This window comes from Ruegeria marisrubri (genome assembly GCF_001507595.1).
GTDB classification, from domain to species: domain Bacteria; phylum Pseudomonadota; class Alphaproteobacteria; order Rhodobacterales; family Rhodobacteraceae; genus Ruegeria; species Ruegeria marisrubri.
In genome coordinates this window covers 337,205-358,925 of the sequence record NZ_LQBQ01000023.1, presented here as the reverse complement: position 1 = coordinate 358,925, position 21,721 = coordinate 337,205, and the positions used below count along the sequence as shown (strand labels likewise).

The 21,721-nt window shown below is 61.9% G+C and carries 23 protein-coding genes, 1 tRNA gene, 1 pseudogene and 1 other annotated feature; of the genes and pseudogenes, 12 read left to right on the top strand and 13 right to left on the bottom strand.

All coding sequences use genetic code 11. The annotated features are described in order from the left end of the window. The first annotated feature begins 48 nt into the window (after positions 1-48). The 5 genes and pseudogenes from AVO45_RS12435 to AVO45_RS12420 all read left to right on the top strand — a co-directional run bounded on the left by AVO45_RS12435 (position 49) and on the right by AVO45_RS12420 (position 5,030). On the top strand, positions 49-1,128 hold the full coding sequence (locus tag AVO45_RS12435) for a GumC domain-containing protein (RefSeq protein WP_068347371.1): 1,080 nt from the start codon (positions 49-51) through the stop codon (positions 1,126-1,128). 110 nt (positions 1,129-1,238) lie between these two features. Further along, a complete protein-coding gene (locus AVO45_RS12430; RefSeq protein ID WP_205627885.1) occupies positions 1,239-2,384 on the top strand; it encodes a glycosyltransferase in 1,146 nt (381 codons plus the stop codon). A 137-nt stretch (positions 2,385-2,521) separates the two neighbouring features. Then, positions 2,522-2,782 carry a transposase gene (locus AVO45_RS20200; RefSeq protein WP_157770154.1) on the top strand — a complete coding sequence of 87 codons (261 nt, stop codon included), beginning with the start codon at positions 2,522-2,524 and terminating at the stop codon, positions 2,780-2,782. Next, positions 2,737-2,853, top strand: a sequence feature (AL1L pseudoknot). (Overlaps the previous gene by 46 nt.) 252 nt (positions 2,854-3,105) lie before the next feature. Further along, positions 3,106-3,917: pseudogene (locus tag AVO45_RS12425) on the top strand (flavin reductase family protein). 144 nt (positions 3,918-4,061) lie between these two features. Beyond that, positions 4,062-5,030, top strand: a complete 969-nt coding sequence (locus AVO45_RS12420; RefSeq protein ID WP_082688784.1) for a cation diffusion facilitator family transporter — start codon at positions 4,062-4,064, stop codon at positions 5,028-5,030. 55 nt (positions 5,031-5,085) lie between these two features. Here AVO45_RS12420 and AVO45_RS12415 read toward each other — a convergent pair whose 3' ends face one another. Next, complete coding sequence (locus AVO45_RS12415) at positions 5,086-5,574, bottom strand: c-type cytochrome (RefSeq protein ID WP_240482129.1); 489 nt, start codon at positions 5,572-5,574, stop codon at positions 5,086-5,088. A 352-nt stretch (positions 5,575-5,926) separates the two neighbouring features. Between AVO45_RS12415 and AVO45_RS20055 the strand changes: the two genes are divergently transcribed. Next, a complete protein-coding gene (locus AVO45_RS20055) occupies positions 5,927-6,775 on the top strand; it encodes a hypothetical protein (protein WP_240482128.1) in 849 nt (282 codons plus the stop codon). Between the two features lie 6 nt (positions 6,776-6,781). On the opposite strand, the gene AVO45_RS12405 is transcribed toward AVO45_RS20055, so the two are convergent. From AVO45_RS12405 to AVO45_RS12385, 5 genes are all read right to left on the bottom strand, one after another. Further along, positions 6,782-7,429, bottom strand: coding sequence for a response regulator (locus AVO45_RS12405; protein ID WP_099045730.1), 648 nt, complete (start codon positions 7,427-7,429; stop codon positions 6,782-6,784). Next, a complete protein-coding gene (locus AVO45_RS12400; protein WP_068347365.1) occupies positions 7,429-8,814 on the bottom strand; it encodes a sensor histidine kinase in 1,386 nt (461 codons plus the stop codon). Before AVO45_RS12400 ends, AVO45_RS12405 begins: the two co-directional genes overlap by 1 nt. Before the next feature lie 249 nt (positions 8,815-9,063). After that, positions 9,064-9,501, bottom strand: coding sequence for a type IIL restriction-modification enzyme MmeI (locus tag AVO45_RS12395; protein WP_169796007.1), 438 nt, complete (start codon positions 9,499-9,501; stop codon positions 9,064-9,066). After that, entirely contained in the window at positions 9,486-10,037 is a 552-nt protein-coding gene (locus AVO45_RS19890) for a type IIL restriction-modification enzyme MmeI (RefSeq protein ID WP_068347361.1), read from the bottom strand. The genes AVO45_RS12395 and AVO45_RS19890 overlap by 16 nt, the downstream gene beginning before the upstream one ends. Before the next feature lie 408 nt (positions 10,038-10,445). Further along, positions 10,446-10,521: transfer RNA gene (locus AVO45_RS12385), tRNA-Lys, on the bottom strand. Between the two features lie 211 nt (positions 10,522-10,732). On the opposite strand from AVO45_RS12385, the gene dapF reads away from it, so the two are divergent. Together dapF and mtaB are read left to right on the top strand one after the other, a co-directional pair. Then, positions 10,733-11,575 carry a diaminopimelate epimerase gene (gene dapF, locus AVO45_RS12380; protein ID WP_068347359.1) on the top strand — a complete coding sequence of 281 codons (843 nt, stop codon included), beginning with the start codon at positions 10,733-10,735 and terminating at the stop codon, positions 11,573-11,575. After that, the gene (gene mtaB, locus AVO45_RS12375) at positions 11,572-12,828 is read left to right on the top strand and encodes a tRNA (N(6)-L-threonylcarbamoyladenosine(37)-C(2))-methylthiotransferase MtaB (protein WP_068347357.1); all 1,257 of its coding nucleotides are present in this window, start codon (positions 11,572-11,574) and stop codon (positions 12,826-12,828) included. Before dapF ends, mtaB begins: the two co-directional genes overlap by 4 nt. Here mtaB and AVO45_RS12370 read toward each other — a convergent pair. The 6 genes from AVO45_RS12370 to petA form a co-directional block, all read right to left on the bottom strand. Further along, positions 12,794-13,309 (bottom strand): helix-turn-helix transcriptional regulator, encoded by a 516-nt coding sequence (locus tag AVO45_RS12370; RefSeq protein ID WP_082688776.1) that lies wholly within the window; start codon positions 13,307-13,309, stop codon positions 12,794-12,796. The genes mtaB and AVO45_RS12370 overlap by 35 nt on opposite strands. 59 nt (positions 13,310-13,368) lie before the next feature. After that, positions 13,369-13,944 carry a cytochrome b/b6 domain-containing protein gene (locus tag AVO45_RS12365; RefSeq protein ID WP_068347352.1) on the bottom strand — a complete coding sequence of 192 codons (576 nt, stop codon included), beginning with the start codon at positions 13,942-13,944 and terminating at the stop codon, positions 13,369-13,371. Between the two features lie 6 nt (positions 13,945-13,950). Continuing rightward, the gene (locus AVO45_RS12360; RefSeq protein WP_068347350.1) at positions 13,951-14,202 is read right to left on the bottom strand and encodes a PepSY domain-containing protein; all 252 of its coding nucleotides are present in this window, start codon (positions 14,200-14,202) and stop codon (positions 13,951-13,953) included. A gap of 209 nt (positions 14,203-14,411) precedes the next feature. Further along, positions 14,412-15,203 (bottom strand): cytochrome c1, encoded by a 792-nt coding sequence (locus AVO45_RS12355; RefSeq protein WP_068347348.1) that lies wholly within the window; start codon positions 15,201-15,203, stop codon positions 14,412-14,414. A gap of 18 nt (positions 15,204-15,221) precedes the next feature. Then, entirely contained in the window at positions 15,222-16,553 is a 1,332-nt protein-coding gene (gene petB / locus AVO45_RS12350) for a cytochrome b (RefSeq protein WP_068347346.1), read from the bottom strand. A gap of 12 nt (positions 16,554-16,565) precedes the next feature. Continuing rightward, positions 16,566-17,126, bottom strand: a complete 561-nt coding sequence (gene petA / locus AVO45_RS12345; RefSeq protein WP_068347443.1) for a ubiquinol-cytochrome c reductase iron-sulfur subunit — start codon at positions 17,124-17,126, stop codon at positions 16,566-16,568. Positions 17,127-17,621: 495 nt separating this feature from the next. On the opposite strand from petA, the gene AVO45_RS12340 reads away from it, so the two are divergent. Next, the gene (locus tag AVO45_RS12340) at positions 17,622-18,068 is read left to right on the top strand and encodes a c-type cytochrome (protein WP_068347345.1); all 447 of its coding nucleotides are present in this window, start codon (positions 17,622-17,624) and stop codon (positions 18,066-18,068) included. A gap of 26 nt (positions 18,069-18,094) precedes the next feature. On the opposite strand, the gene AVO45_RS12335 is transcribed toward AVO45_RS12340, so the two are convergent. Continuing rightward, complete coding sequence (locus AVO45_RS12335) at positions 18,095-18,709, bottom strand: FMN-binding negative transcriptional regulator (RefSeq protein WP_068347343.1); 615 nt, start codon at positions 18,707-18,709, stop codon at positions 18,095-18,097. A gap of 254 nt (positions 18,710-18,963) precedes the next feature. On the opposite strand from AVO45_RS12335, the gene aroC reads away from it, so the two are divergent. The 3 genes from aroC to AVO45_RS12320 are packed head-to-tail and all read left to right on the top strand — an operon-like array spanning position 18,964 to position 21,698. After that, positions 18,964-20,064 carry a chorismate synthase gene (gene aroC, locus AVO45_RS12330; RefSeq protein WP_068347341.1) on the top strand — a complete coding sequence of 367 codons (1,101 nt, stop codon included), beginning with the start codon at positions 18,964-18,966 and terminating at the stop codon, positions 20,062-20,064. Continuing rightward, the gene (locus tag AVO45_RS12325) at positions 20,048-20,710 is read left to right on the top strand and encodes an HD domain-containing protein (protein ID WP_099045725.1); all 663 of its coding nucleotides are present in this window, start codon (positions 20,048-20,050) and stop codon (positions 20,708-20,710) included. The genes aroC and AVO45_RS12325 overlap by 17 nt, the downstream gene beginning before the upstream one ends. 52 nt (positions 20,711-20,762) lie before the next feature. Then, positions 20,763-21,698 carry a DMT family transporter gene (locus AVO45_RS12320; protein ID WP_068347338.1) on the top strand — a complete coding sequence of 312 codons (936 nt, stop codon included), beginning with the start codon at positions 20,763-20,765 and terminating at the stop codon, positions 21,696-21,698. Positions 21,699-21,721 lie beyond the last annotated feature (23 nt).

The window sequence follows — 21,721 nt, the reverse complement described above, 5'->3', positions numbered from 1 at the left end:
GTATATGAGGCAAGGTCGCTGATCCTGTTCGCTCTGGGAAGGGAGTATGTGTATGTACCCGACTCCACGGAATCCGGCATCAGAGCACCCAACCCGGGCGATTTCCAAGGCGTCGTCAACGCCGAGATGCTGTTGCTCGACAACCCGGAACTCAGTCGCCAGGCATTGGAAACCGTTGGAATCCAGCGCGCCTTCCCAGGATTGCCGGATGATGAAGACTCCGTCTGGAAGGCGGTGGTCTGGTTGCAGGATGCGACCACCATCGAATTGATCACCGGGTCTTATGTGGTCAAGGTCGCGGTCAAGCACAAAGACCCCATCATAGCCGCCGAGTTGACCAACGCCCTGACGGGTGCATTCCTGGATCGCAGGCGCGACCTGTATGCTGCTACGGAAAGGTCCACGTTGCTGACCCGCCTTGGAGCTGCGGTAAGCCAGGCTGCCGAAATCGAGAATGAAATTTCCAAGCTGCTCGGTGGCGTCGACCCCCAGTTCTTCGTGGCGGATCTCGAAAATGCCTCGCAGGATCAAGCCAATCTGGAGAGGCTGATGCGGCAGTCGCGAACCAACTTGGCGGCGCTCGAGGCACGCCAGGAACTTTATTCGAAACGCCTGGGCGTCGAAGATCTGATGTTGGCGACGAATATCGCAATCGAGGAGGAAGAGGCCCGGATCGACTATATTGAACGGTCCATGGTCGAAAATCGCAAGAAGGTCGAAAACCTCTCCAGCGTGATGCCAAAACTCAGACCCTTGATCGAACTTCAGCAACAACAGGCCGATCGGATTGCCAACCTGAAACTGAGACTTCGCGACAGTCAGGCCTACGCCGAGAATGAGGAAGGCAACGTCCGGGTCATCGAAGATGCGGTGCCTCCGCTCGAGTCAAGTACGGCGTCGAAAAAGGTTCAACTGGCAATCGTGGCGATCGTTTCGCTGCTTGCAGGTATTTCCGTGGCCGGCCTCGTCTCCATCCTGAGAAGTTCCGAACCGGGAGGCACCGGTAGCGAAGGCCTGGACAACCAGCAAAAAAACGGCACTGTGCATACCGGCAGGCACCCGGTATTCGAACACCTGCAGTCGCAAAACCGGCAGTTCGGAGTCAACTTGCAGAACAGAACGCGCTGAATTGGCCCTTTCGATCTTTCGTGGCGCCATGGCCTGCTGCCCGCGACAGAGGGCGTTTCCCGTTGCCTTGGGGCGTATTTTGACAATTCCGCAGTGAAACCGGAGGGAACGTGTCACGCGACCACCGCGAAGATTCGCCGCTTCGACTGGCATATATGGTCGATACCCTCGTCACCGGGGGGGCGGAACGGTTGGTCGTGACTTTCGCGAAAGCGGCGAGGAACCGTCCGGACGTGCATCTGACGGTTTTCGTTCTCAGCGCAGGCGGCACGCCGTTTTGCGCGGAGTTGGAGCAGTTGGGCGTGGAGGTTGTGTACCTGCCCGGGAAAAGCCTGATCGACCCGGTCCGGTTCTTTCACGCGGTCTGGGAACTGAAATCTCGGTCGATCGAGTATGTCCATGCGCATCTGATATCCTCTACCGTGGTGGGCGGATACGCTGCGGCACTGCTTGGCATTCCCTTTGCAACCACGATTCACAATGTCAAAGCCAGCACGGCGCGGGTCGGCAAAGCCCGGGGGTATCTCTATCGCAGCGTGCTCAGAATGACGCGAACGACGCGAATTGCCGTCGGTCAGGCCGTAGCCCAGGCGGCACGCGCCGATACCGGCGGCAGGGACTGTATTGTTGTTCCAAATGCCGTCGCACCCGACGCCATAGCATCACCCGACGTGAGGGAGACAATTCGAGCGGAAATGGGGGTGGCCCGGGAAACGGTCGTGATCGCGGTCGGAGCGATCATTGGACAGAAGGCCTATGATGACCTTCTGACCGCTTTCAGCAGCGTGGCGAAACACGCCCCTGATGCCGTATTGTGGATAGCCGGCAATGCGCCGGAGCCTGACCGCTTCGAAAATTTGCAGGAACAGTCGCGTGCGTCGGGACTCGAAGAGAAGGTGAAGTTTCTGGGCCTCAGGCGGGACATTCCGGCGCTGTTGCGCGCGGCTGACATATTCGTCAGCTCCTCGCACTGGGAAGGACTGCCGGTCTCCGTGCTCGAAGCCATGGCCAATGGCCTTCCCTGCGTCGTGACGGATGTGGGTGACAACGCCCGTGTCCTGACAGAGACAGGTTGCCCCGTCGTTCCCGCCCGGCAGCCCGGCTTACTGGCTGAGGCGCTGGTCGAAATGCTCGGCGACGCTGAAGCCCGGAACCGGATCGGGCGGGCCGCGCAGAGGCGCGTGCAAGAACAGTACGGCGTCGATTCATGGGTTGAAAGGCTGATGCAGATCTACGGGGAAGGTGCTCGGAAATAGCGCAGCACTCCGAGGTGAACCGCCCCGGGTTTGCCGGAGAGTAAAACACTCAAAGGATGAACCTTATGACGAAGAGACGATTCACCCCCGCCTGTCTGGCTGAACTTCGCGAGCGCGGTGTTCGGCTGTTTTGAGAGATCCGAGCGGATTACACCAGTGATACAGCAGCATACCGCGCGATCGCGCCGAAGCTGGGCTGTTCGCCGGACAGTCTGTGCAGCTGGTGCCAGCAAGCCGAGCGCGATGCCGGACAGCGGGCCGGGCTGACGAGCACCGAGAAGGATCGGATCAAGGAATTGGAGCGGGAGAACCGAGAACTTCGCACCGCCAATGAGATCCTGAAGAAAGCATCTGCGTATTTCGCGGCGGAGGAGCTCGACCGCCCGTTCAAGCCATGATCGCCTTCATCGAGAAACACCGGGCTGTCTTTGGTGTCGGGCCGATCTGCCGGGTTCTGGGGAACGCACCATCGACGTTCTATGCCAGGGTTGCAATCTCGCGCGATCCCGATCTGTTGTCTGACCGCGCCAAACGCGACTTGTCAGACAAAGCCGCGATCAAGCGCGTCTTTGACGCCAGCCGGGGTCGCTACGGCACCCGCCTGCGCGCCCGCCCCCTATTCGGACGCGCAGGAATCGGGCGTCGCCCAGTCCGTCGAGTGGTATTGCCAGACGCTGTCGGCGCATCGGGCGCCCGAAGCCATGGCCGCGGAGTGCGACCGATGAACACGATGACGCCCAAGCCCGCCCCGACCATCTGGCAGGGCAGCGAACTGTTGGAATGTTTTTGGGTAATCCCGGAAATCCCCAACACTGCTTCCTTCACCTTTCGCGCGCCTTCGGGCGCGCTGTTCGACTACCTGCCCGGTCAGTTTCTGACACTGGAAATCCCCGTGCCCGGCGGCCCCGTGCACCGCACCTACACCATTTCATCATCGCCTCACGGCCAAGGTCGATCACCGTCACCGCCAAGGCACAGCCTGACAGCATCGGCACCTGCTGGATGCTGGACAATCTCAGGCCCGGATCGCGGATCAAAGCCATTGGCCCGGCGGGACTGTTCAATCGCTGATGCCGGGCCTGATGGCGCCCGACTACCTTGAGCGCGAAGTCCATTGCTGTGGCCCTGAGCCGTTCATGCAGGCGGTGCGCGACGCGTTGGCGGGTCTGGGATTCGACATGGAGCGATTACCATCAGGAAAGTTTCCATGCCCCGATCGAAACGACCGCGGACCAACCGGCACTGAATGACGTGATCCTCGCGGAAGACGGCAGGGCCGAAGTCACGTTCAGCATATCGGGCGTCAGGGCGAAATGCGCTGAAACGGATGCGATCCCGGCTACGGCGCGTGCGTCAGGCCGCAACACCCCATCAGGCTGCACCTTTGGTGTCTGCGGCACTTGCAAGGTCAGGAAAACCGAAGGTGACGTGCACATGGTCCACAATGGCGGGATTTCCGAGGATGGCGTCGAGGCGGGATACATCCTTGCCTGCCGCTCGCACCCTCTCGGCAGGGTCAGCGTGGAGGTGTGACGAGTCCGCTGGCGCGCCGTTTCCGCATCGGCAAGGACACGGTCGTCTCTGGACGGGCGGGCGCGCTTTCGGGCATATCTCTGTCAAGCCCGACCCATCCCGTGCCTGTTGGGGGGGGGGAGGCGGCAGGACGTGGAGGGCCTGATGGCGCCGTCAAAAACAGCATTGAGTCTGTCTGCAGCGATCGCCTCGGTCGCGGTCGCCATTTCCCTGATCGCGCTCAAGACATGGGCGTTTGCCGAAACGAAATCCCTGTCCATCGCGGCCACGCTGGCTGACAGCGCCTTGGATCTGCTGGTGTCTGCCTCCGGTCTCGCGGCGATCGCCTATGCGGCGCGACCGCCGGATCAGGATCACGCCTATGGTCACAGCTCGGCCGAGGATCTGGCCGCGCTTGGGCAGGCTCTGTTCCTGGTGGGGGCCGCCGCAGTGCTGGCGGTGGTCTCCGTGCGCCGCCTTCTGTCGGATGAGGTCATCATGCTCGAGGCAGAAGGGACCGGCATCGCCGTCATGCTGGCCTCGATCCTGCTGACCCTGCTGCTTGTCCTTTGGCAGAGATATGTCGCCCGCCGGACCGGGAACCGTGTCGTGGCCGCCGATTCCCTTCACTACCTGAGCGATCTCGTTCCCAATCTCGGCGCGGTGTTCGCGCTCTGGGTATCGGCGCGGTTCGGCGTGACCGGCGTGGACAGCGCCATCGCGCTGCTGACCTCGGTCATCCTGGTCTACGGGGCCTTCAGGATCGGGAACGGGGCATGGGACGCGCTGATGGATCGAGGCGCGAGCCCGGAACTGGTGGCGGCGGTGGAACAGATCATATCGGACTACCCTGAAATCGAGGGTTTCCACGACATGCGAACACGGACGGCCGGCGGCCGGGTGTTCTTTGACTTTCATGTGGAAATCGACGGATCCCTGCCCCTGAGCCAGGCCCATGAGATTGGCGCGGGGCTCAAGCGGCGCATTCTGGCAGCCCATCCGGAGATCGACGTGTTGATCCACAAGGATCCCTACCGCCCCGCACTCCCGGCCAATGACCGACGATCCTCTTCCGAGGGGGATGACACGCAAACGGAAAACCGGCGCGGCAATCGCACCGGCGAGGCTCTGTAATTGCTGAAACAGCGGCCAGGGTCGGGCGCGACCGACCCTGGCCGATCGGTCCGTCCTATTCCTTCGGAGCGCGGTAGGTGTCGTGGCAGCCCTTGCAGGCCCCTCCGACCGCACCGATGGCGGCACCTATTTCCGCAGGCCCCTGTCCGGCGGCTGCCTGAAGTTTCTCGGCGGCGGGCGCAAGAGCATTCCATTTGTCCTGGAAGCCCGCAAAATCGGTCCAGATATTTGCCTTGGCGGTCGAGTCCTTGATGGCATCCATGCCGGTCCCTTCCGGCCAGATGGTCGCCTGGCTCAGGCGGGCCACGGTCGCCACGTTGCCGGCTGCGGCCTGGGCCAGTTCGGCGTCGTATTCCATTTCGCCCTTGGCCATGCCGCCGAGAATGCCGAGGTTCAGCGCAAGCAGCCGCATCTGCCCCTGCCGCGCCTTGAATACGGCACTGTGGTCTTGCGCCAGCACGGTACCCGCGCAGAATGTTGCAGTCAGTGCGATCGTGATCAGCGTTTTCTTCATGGTGCACATACCCTTCATGTCGAATGTCATTTGGCGTCCCCGGATGCGGGAGCGCGACGAAAATTTTCCTTCCGTGACAGGGTGCATATTCGAAACCCCGGCTTTTCCCAGGGGCGCCTTGGCTTCGATCTGCCTTGTTCGCACGGCATGGTTCAACCTGCGACAACATGAGCGACGCGGACATGGACTAAAGTCTGACAAACTCGCCCGACCCGACGGGCTTGGGTCTTGGCGGGGCAACGCAATGGTCCGAAAAGGAAGGCTCGACTCAATTTGCCTGACCAAAGTCTGATTTCAGAACTCATTGTCCGTGCTGATGTCAGGGAACAGGCGCGGATCGAGGCGTCCGCGACATTATTGGACACTGTTGAAGGAGGATATGATGACCTTGGTTTCCCGAACCGCCCTGACACTGGCAATGGCGACAGCCATGGCGGCGGCACCTCTGACCATCTCTCTCGATGAAGGTGGAGCGTTGAAGATTGCCCCCTCGGTCGCTTTGGCCAAGGATGGCGGCGATGACGGCGACGGTGACAGCAGCGGGCCCGGTGGCGGTGGCGACGATGGCGACGACGGCGACAGCGACGGCGACGACAGCGGTGGCAACAGTGGACCCGGCGGTGGCGACGACGGTGATGACGGCGATGACAGCGGTGGCGGCAGCAGCGGCCATGGTGGTGGCGACGACGGCGACGATGGTGACGACGACGGTGGCAACAGCGGCCGTGGTGGTGGTGATGACGATGGTGACGACAACAGCGGCCGCGGCAGCGATGACGACCGCGCGGACGATCGGGATGACGATCGCGACGATGACCACAGTGGCCGGGGCCGCGGGCGCGGATCGGATGACAGCCGCAGCGACGACTCGAACGAAGTGACCTTCTCGGACGGCTCCAGGATCGAAATCGAAAACGGCCGGTTCGAGCGCAAGGACCCGCAAGGCCGGACCATCGAGGAACGCCCGGCAACGGCAGCCGACCGCGCGATGCTTGCGAATGCGCGCAGCCACAACGTCGACCGGAGAGCCGGACTTGGTCGCGCCAGAGGCGGCGGCGTGGTCGCGAGCTTTGAAATCAATGGGCGCGATGTCGAGGTCACCTATGTGGACGGCTGGAAAGAGGAAATCCAGAATGGCCGCTACGAAATGAAAGACGCAAACAACAATACGGTGGTCGAACGAAATGCGACGCAGCGGGATGTCGACCGTCTGTTCGGAGCATTCGAGTAGATCGGATCAGGAGTCGCCCCAATGGTCCCGAGCCAGCAGGGCGGCTTCGGTTCGATTGCGCACCTGAAGCTTTTGCAGGATCGCCGTCATGTAATGTTTCACGGTCTTTTCCTGGAGGTCGAGCGCCAAGCCGACCTCCTTGTTGCTTTTGCCTTGCGCGACCAGCCGCAGGATTTCTTCCTCGCGTTTCGAAAGGGAGTCGACCGGGCTCTGTTCCTGTTCAGCCCGGCGGGGGCTGTTCATTCGGGTCAGGACCTTGGCCGCAAGAGAGGGTGAAACGTAACTGCGCCCGGCCACGAGGTCGGTAAGAATGCGGATGAGTTCGCGCGATCCAACGCCCTTGAGCACATAACCCGCGGCCCCTGCCGACAGGGCGGCCAGAATATTCTCGTCGTCCTCGGAAACGGTCAGCATGGCAATCAGGGGTTTGTGTTCGCCCGACACGATCTGGGTCAACGCCCATTGGCCTCCGTCAGGCATGGACAGGTCCAGAAGCACCAGATCCGGCTTCAATCTCGCCGTCAGATCCACGGCCTCCCGGCCCGAGGCACCCTGACCGACCACCTCGAACTGGTTGCTTTCTTCCAGGGTGCGGGCCACGCCTTCTCGAAATAGCGGGTGATCGTCTGCCAATACGACCCGGGTTTTCGCCATCATTGGTCTCCCGTCTCAAGTATCATGGTTATCCTGCTGCCACCGGTCGGACGGTTGACCGCCTGGAATGACCCTCCGAGGCTTTCGACGCGGTCGCGCAGGCCAGTCAGGCCCAGTCCCATTCTGACGCCGTCTGGGCCGAAACCGGGGCCGTTGTCGCAAACGCTCAGTTCAAGTCGCCGGGAATTGCCGGAACACTGCACGGCCAGACCGCTTCCGCCGCCGTGGCGCGAGGCGTTGTTCAGACCCTCTTGCACGAGCCGGTAGGCGCAGATGCGAACGGCAGTAGAGGCAGGAAAGTCATCGCATTTGCAGGTCACTTCTACCGCGTGACCTGTGCGACCGATATGAGCATCAACGGCTTTTCCGACGACCTCACACAGCGAAATTTCGGCGATATCCGGCAAGGACAGACCCTGGGAAATGAATCGCACTTCTGTCATCGCCTGCTTGAGGGCGTCATTGACGCCGTCAAGCTCGGCGCGGGCATCGTCTTGATCCAGTTTTTCGCGCAGATCATCCAGACGCAGCGCGGCAAATGCGAGGTATTGGGCGGGGCCGTCGTGAAGATCGGCACCGATGCGACGCAGCGCGGCCTCGGTGCTGGCTGCACTACGGGCAGCGGCCTCCTGCACCCGCATGCGTAACTCCAGGTTGCGCGCGGACAATGCGCGCAAATCCCGAAACTGCGCGTCGAGATCGGCACGCTGGGTTTCGATCGTGCGGCTGCCCCGCATCACTATCAGATAAAGCGCACCGCCGATGGTCAACATAACGCCCACCACGGTCGCCCAGGCCAGGCGCCGCGCGGCGATCAGATCCTCGCGCAACTGGGGAGCGGCCTCGTAAAACTCCGCCACGGCAATCACGTCGCCCGTCCAGACCTCGCGGATTGGAGAGTAGATTTCCAGCAACGGCACACCCAACGCGCTCTCCGCCACTGCCTCGGCGCCGTCCAGTTCTTCGAACTCCGCGCTGACATGGCCTTGCCACGCATCCTTCAACGGCTGACTCACCTCGAAGACCTTGTTGATCTGTGAGGGGTCGGACGCCTCCACGACCCTCCCGCCCTTCTTCCAGATCTTGTAGGAGACGACCCGCTCACCCAGCGGAGTGTTGGTGAAGACCTCTTCCAATGCGCGCCGGGCCGTGTCGGACAAATGATCACTCTTCGCCAGTTGCTGCGAAAGGGGCGCGAGAAAACTTTCCATGTAGAGCGCAGTCGCATTGGCCGAATTCCGCACCACGCTCTCTTCGATCCGACGCGTGACGATGGCCCCCACGATGACCGCCGCAACGACGAGAACGACACCACCGGCCAGCCCGAACTGCGTGGCCAGCGACATCCGGCGCCATCGATTGCTGAAACGAACGAACAGGCTCATTCCTACTTAATGGCACATGTGACGAGACTGAAAAGGGACTTTGGTCCGATTTGGGACTGTCAGGCAGCCCCTTGGCCAGCCCTCAAGATCTTCGCCAACCGTCGTCGCGCTGCTGGCAAACCACATTAGGTCATCATCACAGCCGTCGCCAGAAAGCTTGTCACAATCGCGAACGCGTTGTGCAAATCACGGCAAAAGTGGAGCGTTCTGCTCACAGGACAAACACAGTTGCCAGGTTGGGTAGTCAGCTTACTTGATCCTTTTCAAAGCGGCGGAGCGAACCGCACCGGGTTTGCCGGAGGCTCCAACTCTTGAGTAGGATGGAGCATCATGAGCAAGACGACGAACAAGTATTCCCCCGAAGTGTGCGAGCGTGCCGAAAATCGCCGGTTCGACGGTTTTCCAGTCTTTGTTCTCCGCACAGATCAGCAGGGCGATTTGCTGGCTGTCCAACGGCAGGGCCGTGGAATCGGCAAACAAGCCACCGTTGAAGCGCAGAACCTTGTGGCGGATCGCGGTCGAAAACTCGCCCACGTTCATCTTTTCCCAAAGCTCTTGCAACATGGGTGCGGCGTTTTCCGGGGTCTTCGCCATGTCTTTCGGCAGATTGGTGAAGCTGTCCGGCGGAATCAGCTTCACGTCCTCGGCAAACATCGAAAACAGGCAGCGCATCAGGAATGCTGCCACTTTGCCCGGTTCGTGGCCCTGAGCCTCGAAAGACCGGCCAAGCCGCGCCAGTTGGTCAGCAATTTCGCGCGTGACCTTTGCGGCCTTTTTGGATGGGTCCAAGGACTGTGGATCGTTCCAGATGGTTCGGAACAGGTCTTGGATTTCAGTTTTGCCAGGTCGTCCAGAAAGATGCGGAACGAGTTACCATCCGGGAACTGTGTGTAGCCGTGCCCTTGCCCCGAGAAGCCGGCATAAATCTCGAAAACGTAGCCAACGTCGCAGACGATGATGAAAGGCGGCCACCCGTCTTCACGAGCGATACCCCGCGCGTAGTTGTCGGCTCGTCCACGCGCCTTGACCATTGCCTTGTCCCATGTCCGGCTGCCCCTGACACCGTGGCCGACGCGCTTGACCTTGGGAATGGTCGGCAAGGAGAGTTGGTCGGGATCGGACGCCTGTGCCTGTGATCCCTGCTTGGTCTCAAGAATGAAGGACCCGCGTCGGTAAAAGTCTATGAACTTCTTAGACGATTCACCTATCGCTGCTGACGACACCGGGCGCTCTGGCCGGTAGTGATCGTTTTCCCGGTTTCGGTTGCTGGCAACGGTTATTCGACGCCCGGCACCTCAGTCAATTCGGTCAGGAAAAGGGCGTAGTTGGCTCGCTCGCTGCCACCTGATTTTGCCCAACGCTCAATGAATTCGGAAATCGTCTGCATTCGCCCAAATCACCACTTTTGCGCCATTGATGCACACAGCTATCGCGGGTGGCAACGCGCAGATTCGACTGAACCAACAAGGGCGAGATAGGTCAGGCGCAAACGTAGGATATGTGACGGAGTTGCAACGGCCAATAGCGGTGAAAATGGCTGTCACGGTGCTTCCGTATTGCTTCCGGCAGACGAAGCGCACCGGCGCAAGAAAACTCTCACACCCACAAGATATTGATTATCTTGAAGAAAGTGGTGAGCCGTGCAGGATTCGAACCTGCGACCCACTGATTAAAAGTCAGTTGCTCTACCAACTGAGCTAACGGCCCACTTTTCTGTTGGATCTTTGCGATCCGTGGCGCTCTGTAGGACATTTTCCCGACCGGGTTCAAGGCCCTATTTTGCGCCTCGTGCCGCCTTTGTTTCCGGTGTTTCCGGCGACCCGATAGGCGGCCTAATTAGGGAGAGCGTGCAGGGGGGTCAACCCCTTTTTTCAGGAATCTTCGCCACAGGGTGGATTCATCGTCAGCCCGGCGCTATATGCCCGCCATGAAACGCCTTACGGATACCGGTCTGCCCTTCCTGAAGATGCATGGGCTGGGCAATGACTTCGTCATTGTCGACGCGCGCGCGCGTGACATCGAGATCACGCCGGCGCTGGCGCGAGCAATCGCGCACCGGCAATTCGGGGTCGGATTCGACCAGCTTGCGGTGATTCAAAAGGGAACAGGCGACGCGCATCTGGTCTTTTACAATGCCGACGGCACGACCTCGGCCGCCTGCGGCAATGCCACCCGCTGCATCGCACGGCACCTGATGAACGAGACCGGCAAGTCCGACCTGACACTGACCACGGATCGGGGCACGCTGATCGCCCGCGACGCCGGCAAGGATTTGACCTCGGTGAACATGGGTCCTCCGCAACTCAACTGGCAGGACATCCCCCTGTCCGAAGAGATGGACACTCTGGAACTACCGATCGAGGGCAGCCCGGTGGCCACCGGCATGGGAAACCCGCACTGCACCTTCTTCGTGGAGGATGCCGAGGCGATTCCGCTGGAGGAATTCGGCGCGCGCTATGAGCATCACCCCCTTTACCCGGAACGCACGAACGTGCAGGTCGCCCAGATCATCGGACCGGATCACATCCGTATGCGCGTCTGGGAACGCGGCGTGGGCATCACGCTGGCCTCGGGCTCGTCGTCCTGTGCCACGGCGGTGGCAGCGGCCCGGCGCGGCCTGACCGGACGCAAGGTGCAGATCGAGCTGGACGGCGGCACAATCTGGATCGACTGGCACGAGGACGGCGTCTGGATGACCGGCCCCACCTGCCATGTCTTCTCGGGCACGCTGACGCCCGAATTCCTGGAGTCGCTGGGATGAACCCGCCGAAATTCACCACGCTGGGCTGCCGGCTCAACGCCTACGAGACCGAGGCGATGAAAGAGCTGTCGCAGCAGGCCGGGCTGACCGACGCGGTGATCGTGAACACCTGCGCCGTCACCGCCGAGGCCGTGCGCAAGGCCCGGCAGGAGATCCGCAAGCTGCGCCGCGAGAACCCCAACGCGCGGCTGATCGTCACCGGCTGCGCGGCCCAGACCGAGCCACAGACCTTTGCCGAGATGGCCGAGGTCGATGCGGTGATCGGCAACACCGAAAAGATGCGCCCAGAAACCTGGAAAGGCATGGCCACCGATTTCATCGGCGAGACCGAGGCGGTGCAGGTCGATGACATCATGTCGGTCACCGAAACCGCGGGCCATCTGATCGACGGGTTCGGCACCCGCTCGCGCGCCTATGTGCAGGTCCAGAACGGCTGTGACCACCGCTGCACCTTCTGCATCATCCCCTATGGCCGCGGCAACTCGCGCAGCGTTCCAGCGGGCGTGGTGGTGGACCAGATCCAGCGGCTGGTGGACCGGGGCTACAACGAGGTCGTGCTGACCGGAGTCGACCTGACATCCTGGGGCGCCGACCTGCCGGCAAGCCCCAAGCTGGGCGATCTGGTCATGCGCATTCTGAAACTGGTGCCCGACCTGCCGCGCCTGCGCATCAGCTCGATCGATTCGATCGAGGTGGACGAGAACCTGATGCAGGCCATCGCGACCGAGCCGCGCCTGATGCCGCATCTGCACCTGTCGCTGCAGCATGGCGACGACCTGATCCTGAAACGGATGAAGCGCCGCCACCTGCGCGACGACGCCATCCGCTTTACCGAAACGGCGCGCAAGCTGCGCCCCGAGATCACCTTTGGCGCCGACATCATCGCGGGCTTTCCGACGGAAACCGAGGCGCATTTCGAAAATTCGCTGAAACTGGTCACCGACTGCGACCTGACCTGGCTGCACGTCTTTCCCTATTCCAAGCGCGAAGGCACCCCGGCCGCGCGCATTCCGCAGCAGGTCAACGGCAAGGTCATAAAGGAACGTGCCGCCAGGCTACGTGAGGCGGGTGACGCGCAGGTGGCAAAACATCTTGCGACTCAGGTGGGAAAAACCCATCGCATCCTGATGGAGAACGCCCATATGGGCCGGACCGAGCAGTTTACCGAGGTGAGCTTCGCTCAGCCTCAGACCGAGGGTGCGATCGTCGAGGCGAAAATCACCGGGCAGACCGGGCAGCAACTGACGGCTTGAACTGCTCCGAAGGATCACTGTCGCCGGAGTCGCCCGCCAGAAGCTCCTCCATGAAAAGGCTCAGCAACTGGGCGCGGCCATCGACATTGGCCTTGGCGTATATCGCCGCCGACTGAGCCCGCACGGTGCCCGCCGCCGTTCCGCGGATCTGAGCGATGGACTCGTTGTCGAGCCCCTTGAGTATCAGCAGGGCCACGTCCCGTTCCGCCGGCGTCAGCCCCCAGCTTGCAAAAAAGGCGTCGATCACCTGGAACATTTCGCCACGCGCCGCGCGCAGACCCGCGTTGACCTGCGCCATCCGCACCCAGAGACGTCTGAGTTCAACCATGAAGTAGAGCGTTCCGATGCACAGAACGATGGCGGCTACCGTTTCAAACGCAAGGTGCCATCTGGAATCCGCTGAGCCTTCGGTTGCATCCAGAAGAACATCGCCAATGAAAAATACCGCGCACAGCGCCTGCACCACGATCATCAGGGCCATGAGCGCGGCCCGGCGGGCTTCACGCTCGCCGAGCCTGGGATTTGCTGTGTTCCATCCAATCACTTGAGCGGCCCGTTCCGATCGACGTTCTTGTATCCGGTCACCATGGCCCGAACCAGCCTGACGCCCGTGCGCCACTGATCGAGGAATACACCCCCGACATGGAGCACAAGACTAATCATCAGCCAGTCAAACGCGGCTTCGTGCAATTCCTCGACCCAATCGGCACCGAAAAAGCGGATGGTGCCCATCATGATTCCCGTAACGCATATGACCAGAAGTGTGAGCCAAAGGTTGTAGGCCATCAAGGCCCCCAATGGGTTGTGGGACAGATGAACCGTCGTGTCGCCTCTCAGAATGGCTTTCAGGTGGCGCAGAGCGGCCACGGGATTGGGGGGAAAGGCCGAGAAGCGAGCCGTGGAAGGCCCAATGAAGCCCCAGATCAACCGGAGCACCACGAGGCCCAGAACCGCGTATCCGATCCTTTCGTGCACGACGCCATCGGGGTCGTTCACGGATCCGTTCAACAGAACGGACAGAGCGATCCCCCAGTGCACGATCCGCACCAGGGGGTCCCACACCCGAATGCCGCGAGGTTCGGAGCGCCCGCGAAATATCGAGCTTTGATCAGCCATGACGGATCACTTGGCCTTGACCTTGACCACTTTGCCGCTTTCCGGGTCGATATAGACCTCGGCCATTTCGTCGCCCTTGATGACATAGGCCTCGATCTTGCCGTCTTCGACCTCGATCTTGCGGACCTTGTAGCCCAGATCCTGAAGCGAAGCGGTGATCTCTTCATTGGTGGTGCCGAGTTGCGTGTCGGCGGACAGCTGGCTCGCCAGCGCCGGTGTTGCCAGAACAAGCGAAGCGATGACTGCAAGGGTTTTCATGCCGTTTCTCCATTCGTGATACGCCGGCCGACCATCGGCCGCGGGAAACAGCTAGGTATTCGGATCGAGTCGCTTCCATCTCTGCAGGGCTTATTTCACCCGATTAAGCAGATGCTGACAGCGAAACCTTGCCGAAATACCCAAATTCGGCATGAAAAAGCCCCCGTGCCGGAACACGGGGGCTCTTGAATGTTCAACAAGAACTGTTGTCAGCCCTTCTTGCCTTTCACCGGTGCCCACAGGCGCTTGTTGGTCAGGTACAGCAGAACCGACAGGATGGTCAGGAAGATCACCCCGACGAAACCGGCCTGCTTGCGCGCCATCATCTTGGGCTCGGCCGCCCACATCAGGAAGGCCGCAACGTCCTGCGACATGGCTTCGACGTCATTGGCATGACCATCTGCGAACTCGACCAGCTCGTCCGACAGCGGCGGCGCCATCGAGATCCAGCCGCCGGGGAAGGCGGTGTTCTCATAGAGGATCACGCCAGCCTCTTCCTTTTCGTGGCCGGTATAGCCGTTGAGCAGCGACGCGATGTATTCCGCGCCACCCATGCCCCGGAACAGCTGGTTCAGACCCAGGCCATAAGGGCCGTGGAACCCGGCACGGGCTTTCGCCATCATGCTCAGGTCGGGCGCACCCGCTGCGGTGTTCTCGGGGAAGTGATCGGTCGGGATGGCCGGACGATCATCGTCCAGTTCCGGGTCATACACGGTGAAGTTCTCGGCCGCGTATGCGCGCACCTGATCTTCGGTCAGGCCAACGCCGCCTTCGTCGCTCAGCGTGCGCAACGGCACGTATTTCAGGCCGTGGCAGGCCGCGCAGACCTCGGTATAGATCTGAAGGCCGCGCTGCAGCTGGTTCTGGTCATAGGTGCCGAAGGGGCCTTCGAACGAGAACTGGTAGTCCTCGACATGCTGCTCGCCGCCGCCTGCCGCAAAGGACGCGGCAGGAGCAAGGGCCAGGGCAAAAGCGGCACCGATTGCAAGTTTCTTGAACATGGTTTCCGGTCCCTCTTCTTACTCGGCAGGCGTGGCTTCGGCGTCGGCCTTGCCATAATGCGCGTTGAAGTCTTCTTCGATGGTTTCCGGCTGCGCCTCGGGCTTCTCGATCACGCCGAGGATCGGCAGGATCACGAAGAAATAGGCGAACCAGTAGGCCGAACCGATCAGCGCGAAGGTCGCATAGGGCTCTTCAGCCGGCATCGCACCCAGCCACATCAGGGCAAAGAAGTCGATGATCAGCAGGTAGAACCACCACTTGAACATCGGACGATACTTGCCCGAACGCACGCTCGAGGTGTCCAGCCAAGGGGCCAGCGCCATCGCGATGATCGCACCGAACATGGCCAGAACCCCGAAGAACTTGGCGTCGATGATGCCACCAGTGATGAAGCTGGCGAACTGCACGACCCAGACCTCGCCGGTAAAGGCGCGCAGGATCGCGTAGAACGGCAGGAAGTACCATTCGGGAACGATATGCGCCGGCGTGACCAGCGGGTTGGCCTCGATGTAGTTGTCCGGGTGACCCAGATAGTTCGGCATGAAGCCGACGATGGCCCAAAAGATCACAAGGACGACCGCCAGCGCGAACAGGTCCTTGATCACGAAATAGGGCCAGAACGGCAGGGTGTCCTTCTCGGCCTCGGCTTTCGACCCGCGGCGCACTTCAACGCCGGTGGGGTTGTTGTTGCCGGTGGTGTGGAAGGCCCAGATATGCACCACGACCAGCGCCGCGATGACGAAGGGCAGCAGGTAGTGCAGCGAGAAGAAGCGGTTCAGCGTGGCGTTGTCCACGGCGGGTCCGCCCAGCAGCCAGGTCTGGATGCTTTCGCCGATGAACGGGATCGCGCCGAACAGGCCGGTGATCACGGTGGCGCCCCAGAAGGACATCTGACCCCACGGCAGGACGTAGCCCATGAAGGCGGTGCCCATCATGCACAGATAGATCAGCATGCCGATGATCCAGGTGATCTCGCGCGGGGCCTTGTACGAGCCGTAGAACAGGCCGCGGAAGATGTGGATGTAGACGGCGACAAAGAACAGCGACGCGCCGTTCATGTGCAGATAGCGCAGCATGTGGCCGCCATTCACGTTGCGCATGATGTGCTCGATGCTGGCGAAGGCCAGGTCGACATGCGGGGTGTAGTGCATCACCAGAACGATGCCGGTGACGATCTGCAGCGCCAGGCAGAACGCCAGGATGATGCCCCAGATCCACCACCAGTTCAGGTTCTTCGGGGTGGGGATCATGATGGTGTCGTAAATCAGGCCGACGATGGGCAGGCGGCTGTTCAGCCACTTCTCGCCATTGGTCTTCGGCTGGTAGTGATCGTGCGGAATTCCGGACATGAGCGCGCCTCCTTATCCCAGCTTGATGACGGTAGGCTCGACGAACTCGGCCACCGGAACGTGCAGGTTCTCGGGCGCGGGTCCTTTGCGGATACGGCCAGAGGTGTCGTAGTGCGAACCGTGGCAGGGGCAGAACCAGCCGTGATAGTCACCCGAGCCATCACCCAGCGGAACGCAGCCCAGATGGGTGCAGACGCCCATCATCACCAGCCATTCGCCGGCCTCGTCCAGCGAGCGGTTCTCGTCCGAGGCATCCAGGCCCGGCTTGTTGGCGTTGCGGTCGTCCTTGTCCGGCAGTTCCGACAGATCGACCGAGCGGGCCTCTTCAATCTCTTCCTGCGTGCGGCGGCGGATGAACACCGGCTTGCCCAGCCATTTGACGGTGATCTGGGTTCCGACCTCGACGTCGCTGACATCCACGCGGATCGAGGACAACGCCTGAACGTCTGCTGACGGGTTCATCTGATTGACCAGGGGCCAGACGGCAGCCCCTGCGGTTACGGCACCTGCGCCAGCCGTGGCGTAGTAGAGGAAATCTCTGCGGGTGCCTTCGTGGTCTTCTGCGTGGGACACGAGGTTTTCTCCGATTCCAGCGCCCGGCTTTCGGGCAAACATGCATCAGCACCGCATGAATAGCGGTATCTCATCGCGCGTATCTATCCGGGAGAAAACGGTTCGTCCAGCGGTCAAAGCCGCGCACTACGCCGCATGTGGCGATTCATGTCGCAATGCAGACACAGAATTTCAAGGCCGGGTCCGTTTTCCTGCGATTTGCAGCCGAAATCAGACCAGTCAAGCCGCGCCGAAACGCTCCGGGATTGATTCGCCCGGTGCATTTGACGGGTGAAGGCAAAGACCCGGGATCCTCCCAGGCACGGGCCATCTTCACGGGATTGCTCCCAGCGCACACCACTTGCAAACAGACTATCCGAAAAGTGGCGCTGAATACCTTCAAATCATTAATTTTACTTGCATTTATTGCCCTGCGACATGGGGGGATTTTCTCGTTGCACTTTTAACGGGAACATGGATAAGCCCCGTCGCGCGAAGACACCATGGAGAACATGCATGATCAAGCAAACCCTGGCCGCCATGATCCTGACCGCGCTCGGCACGGCCCCTGCGCTTGCCGCGGGCGATCCGAAAAAGGGAGAGATGCTCTACAATCGCTGCTCGTCCTGTCACGCCATCATCCGGGACGGCGAGGTCCTGGTGAAGGGCGGAATCACCGGCCCCAATCTCTATGGCGTCGTCGGCCGGGTTGCCGGCACCGAGAACGACTATCGCTACGGCGGCGAGCGCCTTCCGATCGGCATGTTCACCGACGACATGATCCGCGCCGGCGAAAAGGGACTCGTCTGGACCGAGGAAAACATCGCCGCCTATTCCCGCGACCCGATCGGGTTCATCCGCGAATTCCTGAAAGACGACGGCGCCCGTCCCAACATGAGCGTCAAGCTGAAAAAAGGCGCCGAGGACATCGCCGCCTATCTGGCCACCTTCAACGCCGAATGACCGCATGAACGCGGCGAGGGCGCGGATCACACCTTGCGCATCAACGCCGAGAGCGCGCGGGTTTCACTGCCGAAATCCGCGCCTCCAACCTGATCGGCCGCCCCAAGACGGGCCGCCTCGTCCTTGTTCTGGTTCAGCTTCCACGTGCCCTGAATCTCGTCGACCCGCATCCGGCAGGGCACGATCATCCGCATCAGCCTCTGTAACGCCTCGGGCGCCATCTTGTCGGCGGTCCAGGGAGGTTTCGGCGCCAGGCGGGTTTCGAAAAAGGCAGACTGCCTGTCCAGAAGATCCCGCAACTCGGCTTGCGGGCGCAGTTCCAGAACCCCTATCAGATGCACGGCAACGTAATTCCAGGTCGGCACCTGTTCCGCGACACCATACCAGTCAGGCGAGACATAACTGTCGGGGCCTGCAACCGCGATCCGAACCGGTTGCGGTCGCTCAAGCGCCCGCACGATCGGATTGGACCGCACCAGATGCATCTCCGCAACCTGCCCCTCCTGATCAAGCAGGAAAGGAACGTGGCTCAATAGAGGAGCCTCTGCCCCCGGAACCGCCAGAACACCAAAGGCCCGGTCGCGGGCGAAGGCAATGTTGCGAGCTCTGTCCTCTACGCGGAAGGCCGGGTTCGGATGCATCTCGATTCTCCCTGTTCACCCACATCCTTTCCCAGATGGGCCATGGTTTTGACAAGCATCGCATCACGCCTGACCCTTGGCCAATCCGGCGACATGCAATTCCCCGGCAATCGCGCCTTCATCTTTTCCGAAATACTCCGGGGGAGCCGCGGCTTGCCGCGGCGGGGGCAGCGCCCCCCATGTCCCTGGGGTCGCAAATCCGCTTGAGGCTCAAGGCGCTCCCCGCTAATCACGATCCCAAAGGAGCCCGCCCCATGTCGATGAACAGTTTTGGACACCTCTTCCGCGTCACCACCTGGGGCGAGAGTCACGGACCCGCCTTGGGGGCGACCGTCGACGGCTGCCCGCCGGGCGTTCCGATCGACGCGGCGATGATCCAGCACTGGCTGGACAGGCGCAAACCGGGGCAGAACAAGTTCACCACCCAGCGGCGCGAGCCCGATCAGGTAAAAATCCTGTCGGGCGTGTTCGAGGGCCAGACCACCGGCACCCCCGTCCAGCTGATGATCGAGAACACCGATCAGCGCTCGAAGGATTACGGGGACATCAAGGACAAGTTCCGTCCCGGCCATGCCGATATCACCTACTGGCAGAAATACGGCATCCGCGACTATCGCGGTGGCGGGCGCAGCTCGGCCCGGGAGACGGCAGCGCGAGTGGCTGCGGGCGGGCTGGCGCGCGAGGCGATCCGGCAGATCGCCCCCAACGTCCAGATCACCGGCTACATGACCCAGATCGGCCCGCACCGGATCGATCGCGACAATTTCGACTGGGCGCAGATCGAACGGAACCCGTTCTGGACCCCGGACGCGCAGGCCGCACAGGACTGGGCGGCCTATCTCGATGATCTGCGCAAATCCGGCAACTCGGTCGGCGCGGTGGTCGAGGTCGTCGCCCGCGGCGTTCCCGCCGGTTTGGGCGCGCCGGTCTATGGCAAGCTCGACACCGACCTCGCCGCGGCGATGATGTCGATCAACGCGGTCAAGGGCGTCGAGATCGGCGAAGGCATGGCCGCCGCCGAGCTGACCGGCGAGGCCAATGCCGACGAGATCTTCATGGGTCCCGACGGCCCGCAATACAGCTCGAACCACGCCGGCGGCATCCTGGGCGGCATCTCGACCGGGCAGGACATCGTGGTGCGTTTCGCGGTCAAACCCACCTCGTCGATCCTGACCACGCGCAGGACCATCACCAAATCGGGCGAAGAGACCGAGATCATCACCAAGGGCCGCCACGACCCCTGCGTCGGCATCCGCGCCGTCCCGGTGGGTGAGGCGATGATGGCCTGCGTGATCCTGGACCACCTGCTGCTGCATCGCGGCCAGATCGGCGAGAATCGTGGCCGCATCGGCTGAACTTCACACCCGGCTGCGCCAGATCGCCGAGGCCCGCATGGCGGTGGACCCGGCGCATGATCTGGCGCATCTTGACCGGGTCTGGGTCAATGCCAGCACGATCGCGGATGAAAAGACCGACCTGCGGGTGTTGATCGCGGCCTGCTACCTGCACGATCTGGTCAACCTGCCCAAGAACGCGCCCGACCGGCACCTGGCCTCGCGGCAGTCGGCCGAACAGGCCGCGCCGATTCTGGATGATCTGGGTTATTCGCCACCGGAAATCCGGACGACCCAGCACGCGATTGCGGCGCACAGCTTCTCGGCGCAGATCCCGCCCGAAACGCCTGAGGCCCGCATTCTGCGCGACGCCGACCGGCTGGATGCACTGGGGGCCATCGGAATCGCCCGGAATTTCTCGGTGGCGGGCTCGTTGGGCCGCGCGCTTTACGACCCGGCAGACCCCTTTGCCGAGAACCGCCCGCTGGACGATCTGCTGTTCTCGATCGACCACTGGAAGGTGAAGCTGCTGACCCTGCCCTCGGACATGCTGACCGAAGGCGGCAGAGCGATGGCACGCGACCGCGTGGCGCGAATGCTGCACTTTCTGGATGCCTTCGCCGAAGAGATCGGCCACCCTCTGCCGCCCGGCTGGACTGCGGACTGAGCACGCATCCTTGCCATTGCACTTTGGCGCGTAAAAGCGCAGGGTCGCGAAAATGGCGACTTCCTTAACATCGCATCGACCCGTTCTGGCCGTGGTGCTCAAACTGAGCGCCCTGTTCCTGTTCACCTCGATGTCGGCGCTGGTCAAGGCGCTCTCTGAAGACTTCCCACCCGGCGAGATGGTCTTTTTCCGCTCGCTCTTTGCCATCCCCGTCATCGTCCTCTGGCTGATCTCGCGCGGCGAACTGGCGCAGGGTTTCGTCGTCCGGAAACCTATGGGCCATTTCTGGCGCGGGGTTCTGGGGACGACCGCGATGGGGCTGACCTTTACCGGCCTCAGCCTGCTGCCCCTGCCCGAGGTCACCGCGATCGGCTATGCCACGCCGATTTTCACCCTGATTCTGGCGGCGCTGATGCTGGGGGAACGCATCCGCCTGATCCGGATCGGCGCCGTCGCCGTCGGGTTGCTGGGCGTCCTCATCATGCTCTGGCCGCGCCTCGGCGGGGGCCAGATGGAAACCGCCGCAACCATTGGCGCGCTCTGCGTTCTGGGCGCCACCATCGCCCGCGCCTTCGTGCAGATTCACATCCGGCAACTGGTGCAGGTCGATCACCCGGCGGCCATCGTGTTCTATTTCTCGCTGACGGCGACGCTGCTGTCAGGGCTGACGGTGTTCTTCGGCTGGACCGTGCCGACGTGGCAGCAGGCGGCCCTGCTGATCACCACCGGCCTTGTGGGCGGGGTCGCACAGATTCTGGTCACCTCGTCCTACCGCTTTGGACAGGCGTCGATGCTGGCGCCCTATGATTACACGACGATGCTGTTCGCCATCGTGATCGGCTATGTCTGGTTCGACGAGCTGCCGACCCTGGTGATGCTGGCCGGCGCCGCGCTGGTCATCGCCGGCAACGTGCTCGTGATCTGGCGCGAGCGGCAGCTCGGGCTGGAGCGCGGCAAGGTGCGCTCGGTCACCGACCCCAAAGCCTGACTTTACCTTTCGGCCACATCCCC